At 66.4% G+C, this 8441-nt stretch carries 5 protein-coding genes and 2 pseudogenes; 3 read left to right on the top strand and 4 right to left on the bottom strand.

Going from position 1 to position 8441, the window contains the following annotated elements:
• Positions 1-1091 precede the first annotated feature (1091 nt).
• From tyrS to Y704_RS0101560, 4 genes and pseudogenes are all read right to left on the bottom strand, one after another.
• Positions 1092-1967: pseudogene (tyrS, locus tag Y704_RS18135) on the bottom strand (tyrosine--tRNA ligase); the annotation flags it as partial.
• Between the two features lie 13 nt (positions 1968-1980).
• On the bottom strand, positions 1981-4233 hold the full coding sequence (locus tag Y704_RS0101570; RefSeq protein WP_026548827.1) for a HelD family protein: 2253 nt from the start codon (positions 4231-4233) through the stop codon (positions 1981-1983).
• A 51-nt stretch (positions 4234-4284) separates the two neighbouring features.
• Entirely contained in the window at positions 4285-4788 is a 504-nt protein-coding gene (locus tag Y704_RS0101565; RefSeq protein WP_035771122.1) for an adenine phosphoribosyltransferase, read from the bottom strand.
• Positions 4789-4853: 65 nt separating this feature from the next.
• Positions 4854-5489 (bottom strand): DNA-3-methyladenine glycosylase, encoded by a 636-nt coding sequence (locus Y704_RS0101560; protein WP_035771119.1) that lies wholly within the window; start codon positions 5487-5489, stop codon positions 4854-4856.
• Positions 5490-5635: 146 nt separating this feature from the next.
• Here Y704_RS0101560 and Y704_RS0101555 point away from each other — a divergent pair, with 146 nt between their 5' ends.
• From Y704_RS0101555 to Y704_RS24985, 3 genes and pseudogenes are all read left to right on the top strand, one after another.
• Positions 5636-7165: a DNA-3-methyladenine glycosylase 2 family protein gene (locus Y704_RS0101555; RefSeq protein WP_026548824.1), complete on the top strand. Its 1530-nt coding sequence runs from the start codon at positions 5636-5638 to the stop codon at positions 7163-7165.
• The gene (locus tag Y704_RS18130) at positions 7162-7701 is read left to right on the top strand and encodes a methylated-DNA--[protein]-cysteine S-methyltransferase (protein ID WP_051476586.1); all 540 of its coding nucleotides are present in this window, start codon (positions 7162-7164) and stop codon (positions 7699-7701) included. Before Y704_RS0101555 ends, Y704_RS18130 begins: the two co-directional genes overlap by 4 nt.
• A gap of 59 nt (positions 7702-7760) precedes the next feature.
• Positions 7761-8441: pseudogene (locus Y704_RS24985) on the top strand (IS5 family transposase); the annotation flags it as partial.

Below are 8441 nucleotides of genomic sequence, written 5' to 3'. Positions count from 1 at the left end.
CATCCTGAGCCAGGATCAAACTCTCCGTAAATGCTTCTACAGACACAACACCAACCCCCGGGAAAACGGAAACCAGCGCTGCACAAAATTCGAAACCAGCCAAAAAAACCAGCCACCACACCCAAAGGCACAGCAACCAGCCAATTCAACCAATCAAAAAACAATCGGTATCAACAAACTTGGCACACTATTGAGTTCTCAAACAACAGACGCTAACCGGCACCAAACACAACCAAACCATCATGTTCTCGCTCCGAAGCAACTTTTCAAGCCTACCCCCACCACCCCGTCTCCAGCAAATCAGCCCCAAGCCCCGCCACCAGTCAAAAACCAGCACCACAACCCGACCACCAACCCACCACCGACAACAAACCAGAAGCCAATCCCGAACCCGTGCACAGCACACGCCGGAACAACTCCACAATTCAAAGGGGGGATCGTCACCCACACCGGGGCAACTCCCCAACTATACGACACACCCCACCCCACCACAAATCCACCCACCCCACACCACAACACCTGCTGGAATGCGGGTGCTACTCCCCCATGCAGCAACCGCACAACGGCTTGGGTCAGTGCAACGCGTCAACGCTCTGGAGCATGAGTAGGCGTTGATGACTTGAACTTCTGGCTACCTCAGGGATGTTGGTGGATGCGCGAAGCACCTTCCACACTTCCCGGGAATGAACGGTCCGGCCCTCCTACCGATACGTACGCCACGCTACCGGCCCGCACAGCGTCTTTCGCCAATGACGCTGGAGCGGCATCTACCTCGTTCCGGAAAGATGGCGGCGGCGATGGCCTGGGCTATTCTCCTGCCGCTTTGGACGGAGGGCTCAATGGGGTTCGCATAATCGCCGTCCTCGTTGCAAACCATTCGAAGGTCGATCAGAGTTGCACCGTGGGAGAAGGCTGTTCGTGTGATGCAGTCGTTGAAGAGCGCAAGTGCGGTCCTGACCAGCCGCTGGTTGGGGTGGCAGGGAGGCGTGTCGTAGATTGCACAGGCAGTGAGCGCAAGCTCTTCGTCGGACACTGCTTCGATCATCGAGGCGTAGTTCGCTGCGAACTCGTCCCGAGCGTTCCCGAGGATGGAAGGTGAAGATCTTGAGGCGGTTGACGACGTCGTCATCGGACGTGTTGAGCCAGAACTGGTACATCGCGTAGGGGCTTGTCATGGCCGCATCCAGCCACACCGCGTTGCCCTCGCTTTTCCCGAATTTCGTTCCGTCCGAGTTGGTGATGAGCGGCGTGCCGATGGCATGGACACCGACGCCCTCCGCCTTCCGCACCAGGTCCGTGCCGCTCGTCAGGTTGCCCCACTGGTCCGAGCCGCCCGTCTGCAGCACGCAGCCGTATTGCCGGAAGAGCTGGAGGTAGTCCATGCCCTGCAGGATCTGGTAGCTGAACTCGGCGTAGCTGATGCCCTCGTCGGAGTTGAGACGGGTCGCCACGATGTCCTTCTTGATCATCGTGCCGACACGGAAGTACTTGCCGACGTCACGCAGGAAATCGATGGCGCTCATGGGCGCGGTCCAGTCGAGGTTGTTCACCATACGGGCGCCGCTGTCGCCCTCGAAGCTGAGGAAACGCTGCACCTGGCCCTGCAGGGAGGCCACCCACTCGGCAACGGTCTCCTTGGTGTTCATGGTGCGCTCCGCCGTCGGGCGTGGATCGCCGACCAGACCGGTGGATCCGCCGACCAGCGCGAGAGGGCGGTGCCCGGCGAGCTGCAGCCTCCGCATGGTCAGAAGCTGGACCAGGTTGCCCAGGTGCAGGCTCGGCGCCGTGGGATCGAAGCCGCAGTAGAATACGGCGGGCTCCCCCGACAGGAGCGCCTCGATTTCGGTCTCGTCGGTTGACAACTGCACGAGGCCACGCCAGCGCAGCTCCTGCCAGATATTATCGAAGGAAGGGTCGTTCTGCTGGGCGGTTACACCCTGGACTGAGGATTCTGGTGGCTGCGGCACAGCATCCAAATTATCAGCCCTCGATGCCTTCCGGGATTTTGCCTGTGGTCAGAAGCCGCAGCCGCTGCGTCGGGCGTGTCATGGCGACGTACAGGTCGCCGACCCGGGCCTTGGCGGAATCGAGCATGAGCTGCGGCTCCAGAATGGTGACGCCGTCGAACTCAAGGCCCTTGGATTCGCGAGGCGAGATGACCACGATGTCCTGGCCCGGCCCTCCAGCGCCGGTGCCGACGCGGGATCCGTAGACCGGCTCGAGCGCCGACCGCACCTTCGGCAGGAGGTGCTCGGGTGCGATGACCGCCAGCAGTCCGCCGTCGATCGCGGCCAACTCCTCGGGGAGCGCGGCGACGAGGGAAAGCCCCAGATCCGAAACCTGGTTGACGACCGGGTCGTACCGGCCCTCCCGGACGGCTTTGGGCGCCGAGACCACCAGCCCCGCCGCGTTGGCCATGCGCACTGCGGCCTCAGCGATCTGCGACGGCGTCCGATAGTTCACCGTCAGCTCCTCGAGCCGCCACCGCTCCCCCACGAACGGCTCGAGCGCATGTTGCCAGGACCGTGATCCCGCCGCCGAGCTGGTCTGCGCGATGTCTCCGACGATGGTGAAGGACTTGAGGGGGCACCGACGCATCAGCAGGCGCCACTGCATCGGTGAGAGTTCCTGCGCCTCGTCCACCACGATGTGCCCGAACGCCCAGGTGCGGTCGCCGGCGGCGCGTTCCGCCGCCGTCGCCCTCGTGGCAGCCACCGTGTTGTGGAACGCCAGGGCCTCCGCGGTCACGACGCCGTCGACACCCGAGTCGGCGAGGGATTCATTCACGTTCTCCAGGGTGCGCTCGGCATTGGCAAGGTCGCGTCGGTGCTCCTGCTCCCGCGCCGCAGTGCTTCGCCCGGCTGAGGCATCAAAGTCGCCGAGGAGTTCCGCCGCTTCATCGAGCAGCGGGACATCCGCCTCGGTCCAGGGCGCGTCGGCCGGCCGAAGGAGCAGAGCGCGCTGGGCATCAGTGAATTGCTGTGACGCGGCGGCGAGCTGGTCGGGCCGGCTCAGCAGCTCCGAAACCAGCTTCTGCGGGGTGAGCGGCATCCAGGCGAGATTCAGCGCAATCCGCACGTCGCGGGAGCTCCGCACGTCCTCTGCCAGGTAGGAGCGGTCGGCGTTGTTTCCGGCACCCGACGATTCTTCGAGAGTTTCGAGCAGCTGCTCGGTAAGCTCGCGCAGGAGAGTCTTCACGAAGGTCAGCCGGGCCTCGTTGTGCGGTTTGCCGGTGGCCCGTGCGCGTTCCCGTGCCCGAGCCACCTGCCGCGGGGTCAGGGTCAGGCGCGTGCCCTCGACGTCGAGCCGCTTGTTCTCCTCGGGCACGCGCTGCCGGTTGGCGACGGCGCTCCGAACGACGTCCGCCATGTCGAGGCTTCCCTTCAAGGCAGCGGCTTCCTCATCCGGTTCGGTGACGGTGGAGATTCCCGGCATCAGGGTGCCGATTCCGGCCATCACGACGCCCGTCTCCCCCAATGAGGGCAGCACTCGTTCGATGTAGCGCATGAAGGCGTCGGTGGGTCCGACCAGCAGCACGCCGGCCGATTTCAGCCGTTCCCGGTGGGTGTACAACAGATAAGCCGCACGGTGCAGCGCGACGGCTGTCTTCCCGGTTCCCGGACCACCCTGAACCACGGTGACTCCGGGCAGCGGGGCCCGTATGATGCGATCCTGCTCGGCCTGGATGGTGCCCACGATGTCGGACATCTGGCCGGTCCTGCGCGAGTTCAGCGCCGCGAGGAGCGCGCCCTCGCCCTGCAGGGAGTCGTCGTCGCCGAGCATGCCGGCGTCCAGCACGTCGTCCTCGATGGCGACGACGTCGCGCCTGGCAAGAATCAGGTGGCGCCGCCGCCGCACGCCCAGGCGCTCGAAGGCCGTGGCCTGGTAGAAGGTTCCCGCCTCGGGTGCACGCCAGTCGACCATCAACTGGCGCAGCTCATCGTCGGAAAGACCGATGCGGCCGATGTAGCGCTTGTCGCCGTCGTCGAGGTCGAGGCGCCCGAACACGAGCCGGTCGTCGACCGCGTTCAGCTGCGCGAGGCGGTCCTCGTACATCGTGGCGAAGGCGTCGCGTTCGGACCGATTCTGGTGGGAACCCGCGGAGGCGGTGCGGCGAACCTCGGCCAGCTGCTGCGCTTTTTCGGCCCTGAGGTCGTCCAACCGCCGGTACAGGCCGCTCACGTACCCGCGCTCGTGCTCCAGTTCGGCTTTCGCCTGGGATGTTTCATGCATGGGGGTTCCCTCCCGAGAAAGACAGACCGTCAATTCTAGCGTGCGGAGTTCCTACACCACGGACAACGCGTGGACGCGGTGCCCGGCCAGCTGTCCGCGGCCTCCCAGCCCGTTCAGTTCCAGGACCACCGCGCATCCGACGACCACAGCACCGGTGTGCGAGAACAGCCGGACGGCGGCCGCGAGGGTGCCGCCGGTCGCGAGGATGTCATCGACAACGAGGACCCGGGTTCCGGGCGCGACGTCGTCCCGGTGGATCTCGAGGGTCGCCTGCCCGTACTCGAGGTCGTAGGGCTCCGCGTACACCGCCCGCGGGAGTTTCCCGGACTTGCGGACCGTCAGCACCCCTGTCCCCGTCGCGTAGGCGATCGCGGAAGCCAGCAGGAAGCCGCGCGCTTCGACGCCGGCCACGACGTCGAACTCGCCCCGGAACGCTGTGGCGATGGCATCGATGACGGCCCTGAGGGATGGTCCGTCCGCGAAGACGGGGGTGAGGTCGCGGAACAGGATGCCCGCTTTCGGGAAGTCGGGTACGAGTGCGCATCCTTGCTCGATGACGGCGCGTACGTGGTCGGAGGATGGCGGTCCTGGCGCGGCCGCGGGCCTTTCTGGGCTGTTTCTCACCCGACAACCCTACGGTCTTTCGGCGGCTTGCCCGGTCGGTATCGCGACACGGTCGGCTCTCCGGACAGCCAGAACCGCCAGGGATAGTCGGTGGTTCCCCCATCGCCGCTCACCCCGACCCGAGGTCCGGTGGAGTAGCGGGCCTCGGGGACGGGCTCGGGCGGCAGTGCAAGCGTGAAGGGCGGAGCCAGTGTATCCGCTCCATCGTGGCGCCGGTCCAGCCCGAGCGCCTGGGCCAGCCGTGCGGGGCCGCGCGCCAGGTCAAGATCGGATTTCGGGGTGTTCCGGCGCCGGCGGGCCAGGGCGAGCCCGTCTGTCACCTCCCCCGCTCGGAGCAGCAGGCCGGTGGCCCAGCCGTCGGTCCCGCACACCACGTTGACGCAGTAGTGCATCCCATAGGTGAAGTACACATAGAGGTGCCCCGCCGGGCCGAACATCGAGTTGTTCCGGGCAGTACGGCCACGGAAAGCATGCGAGCCCGGATCCACAGGCCCGAGGTAGGCCTCCACCTCGGTGATGCGCACGCTGACCGGGCCGGCGTCGGCGTCATCTCCATCACGGTCGTGGGTGAGAGTCGCGCCGAGCAGCAGTGGCGCCGCGTCGAGCGCACTGACGGAGAGGAGGGAGCGCATGCCCGACGGGGCTGACGGCGCAGTAGGCGGGGTGAGGGAAGCCACGGAGGACACGCTAGCAAAACCGGGACCGGCCATGGACCGCAGCCCACGGCGATGTCCGATTCCCGCTAGCCTGCACGCTGCGGCCCTGACAGGATTGAGCCATGGACTTCTGGCAGCGGTATCGGGCGATCGATTCGCGCGATGCCCGTTTCGATGGTCAGTTCGTCACCGCAGTGTCCTCCACCGGCATTTACTGCCGGCCGTCGTGCCCCGCACGCACCCCGAAACCGGCCAACGTGACGTTCTACCGGACCTCCGCGGCCGCCCATGAGGCCGGTTTTCGTGCATGCAAGCGGTGCCTGCCCGAGGCGGTGCCGGGCACACCCGAGTGGAACCTCCGCAATGACACCGCGGGACGCGCCATGCGTCTCATTGCCGACGGCGAGGTGGACCGCTCCGGGGTGGGCGGCCTCGCACTTCGGCTCGGTTACTCGACCCGGCAGCTGAACCGGATCCTGCGCGAGGAACTCGGTGCCGGCCCGCTCGCCCTTGCACGGGCGGCACGCGCCCAGACGGCCCGCACGCTGCTGACGGGAACGAACCTCCTGTTGTCCGACGTCGCCTTCGCCGCCGGTTTCAGCAGTATCCGTCAGTTCAACGACACGGTATCCGAGGTGTACGCGCTCACTCCGTCGCAGCTCAGGGGAGCAAGCCGGCACCGGCCGATTCCAGCGGACGGCGGCTACACAGCGCTTGCGCTGACCCTTCCGGTGCGGCTTCCCTACGACAACGGTATTCTCGCGTTCCTCCAGGCCCGTGCTGTCAGCGGTGTGGAAGAGGCAACCTCCACCAGTTACGCGCGCATGGTGACCCTACCCGGCGGCCACGGCTGGTTCCGGGCCGAGGCTGTGCCTCCCAGAGCGGGCAGTGCAGGGGTGAAGGTCTCGATCCTCCTCGAGAAACTTGCCGACCTTCCCGTCCTGCTCGCGCGGATCCGGCGCCTGTTCGACCTCGACGCCGACCCCACGGCCATCGACGCGGTCCTGATACAGCAGCCCGAGCTCGCGCCGCTGGTGCGGAACGTTCCGGGAATCCGCCTGCCGGGCGGGGTCGACCCGCATGAGATCCTCATGCGCGCCATGATCGGGCAGCAGGTATCGGTCAAGGCCGCAACCAGCGCGCTGTCCGTCCTCGCTGCCGCGGGCAGCCAACCGCGCCTTGCCGTGGACGGCTTCACCCGGCTCTTTCCCGCCGCCGCTGACATCGCGGCTTCCGCGGCGGACCTCCTACGCGGGCCGGCCAGGCGGATCGAGGCCATCCGTGCCACGGCGGAAGCGCTGGCCGACGGAAGCCTGTCCATCGGCGTCGGCGATGATGTGCAGAGCCTACGGGCGAAGCTTCTGCCGCTACCCGGAATCGGGCCGTGGACTGCGGACTATGTGGCCATGCGCGTGCTCGGAGCCACCGACATCCCGCTCGGCAATGATGCCGCCGTCCGCAATGCGTGGGTGTCGCTGACGAGGCAGGGCGCCCCACCGGGTCCGCGGAGCCGGACGGACCGATCCATGGCGGCCACCCTTGCCCAGGCAAGCCCCTGGCGCTCCTACGCGACGATGCACCTGTGGCGCCATACGTCCGCCCAGGCCCGAACCGTTCCCCATTCGTCCCTCCCCAAGGAAGCAGTCACGTGACCAGCACCCTCCTTACCCCGGCTTCCGCGGCGACCATCGCTACTCCGGATGGGCCCTTCACCATCATCGAGGCCGACGGCGCCGTCCTCTCCTCGGGCTGGACCGCCTCCATCGATGAGCTGACCGGCCAGATCCATCCCAGCCTGAGGCACGTAATCGACGGGCAGGAATCGCCCGGGCTGACATTGATGTCCAACGCCGTCTCGGCGTACTACGACGGCGACCTCTCAGCGATCGACGACGTCATCGTGCACCAGATTTCGGGGCCGTTCCGCAGCCACGCCTGGGATGTCCTTCGCAAGGTACGGCCGGGCTCCCCCGTCACCTATGCGCAGTACGCCGAGCTCGCCGGAAGCGCGGGAGCGGTCCGAGCCGCTGCCGGAGCGTGCGCCCGGAACGCCGCGGCCCTTTTCGTGCCCTGCCACCGCGTTGTCCGCACTGATGGTTCCCTCGGCGGCTTCCGTTGGGGGCTGGAGATCAAGCAGCGACTACTCGACCGGGAGCAGAGCGCGTCGACAATGCTCTTCCAGCATTAGGGACTTCGACTAGGGCGTGTCTCCTAAATCTTCGGGGTGGTCTTTGGAATGATGGGTGCGTGCCACGTACTACTCTTTTGACCGATTCCCAGTGGGCCCGGATCGAGCCGTTGATGCCCAGCTCGGCCGGCCGCCGCGGACGGCCATTTCAGGATCACCGGCTGGTCGTGGAGGCCATCATCTACCGGTTCCGGGCCGGGATCCCGTGGCGTGACCTGCCGGAAAGTTTCGGCCCGTGGCAGACAGTCTGGAAACGCCACCGCCGCTTCAGCGGCGACGGCACCTGGGACAAAATCCATACCCGGTTGCTGGCCGAGGCCGACGCGGTCGGGCTGATCGATTGGGAAGTTTCCGTGGACTCCACGGTGAACCGCGCGCACCAGCACGCAACGAACCTTCCCCGCGGCGCGGGGGGACCTGTCGAACTACATGAAATTGCAGGACGAACCGCCTGATCACGCGATCGGCAGGTCCAGGGGCGGGCTGACCACGAAAATCCATCACCTCTGCGACGGGAAAATGCGCCCACTGGTGATGATCCTCGGACCCGGCCAGGGCGGGGATTCGCCGATGTTCCCGCATCTGCTGGACGCCTTGAGTGTTCCCCGGCTCGGTCCCGGCAGGGCCCGTTCCCGTCCGGACCGGGCCCTGGGCGATAAAGCGTACTCATCGAGGGCCAACCGTGAACTGCTGCGCCGACGCGGCATCCAGGCCGTGATTCCGGAGCGCTCCGATCAGGA

Origin of the sequence: Arthrobacter sp. Br18 (assembly GCF_000520555.1) — a bacterium.
Taxonomy (GTDB): Bacteria; Actinomycetota; Actinomycetes; order Actinomycetales; family Micrococcaceae; genus Arthrobacter_D.
The sequence above is the reverse complement of the archived record's forward strand: the minus strand, read 5'-3'. Positions and strand labels throughout refer to the sequence as shown.

What these genes read in the sequence shown, in the direction of transcription:
- Y704_RS0101570 (WP_026548827.1), bottom strand. Translation starts at nt 4,233, where the DNA reads ATGCATGAAACATCCCAGGCGAAAGCCGAACTGGAGCACGAGCGCGGG.
- Y704_RS0101560 (WP_035771119.1), bottom strand. Translation starts at nt 5,489, where the DNA reads ATGCGCTCCCTCCTCTCCGTCAGTGCGCTCGACGCGGCGCCACTGCTG.
- Y704_RS0101555 (WP_026548824.1), top strand. Translation starts at nt 5,636, where the DNA reads ATGGACTTCTGGCAGCGGTATCGGGCGATCGATTCGCGCGATGCCCGT.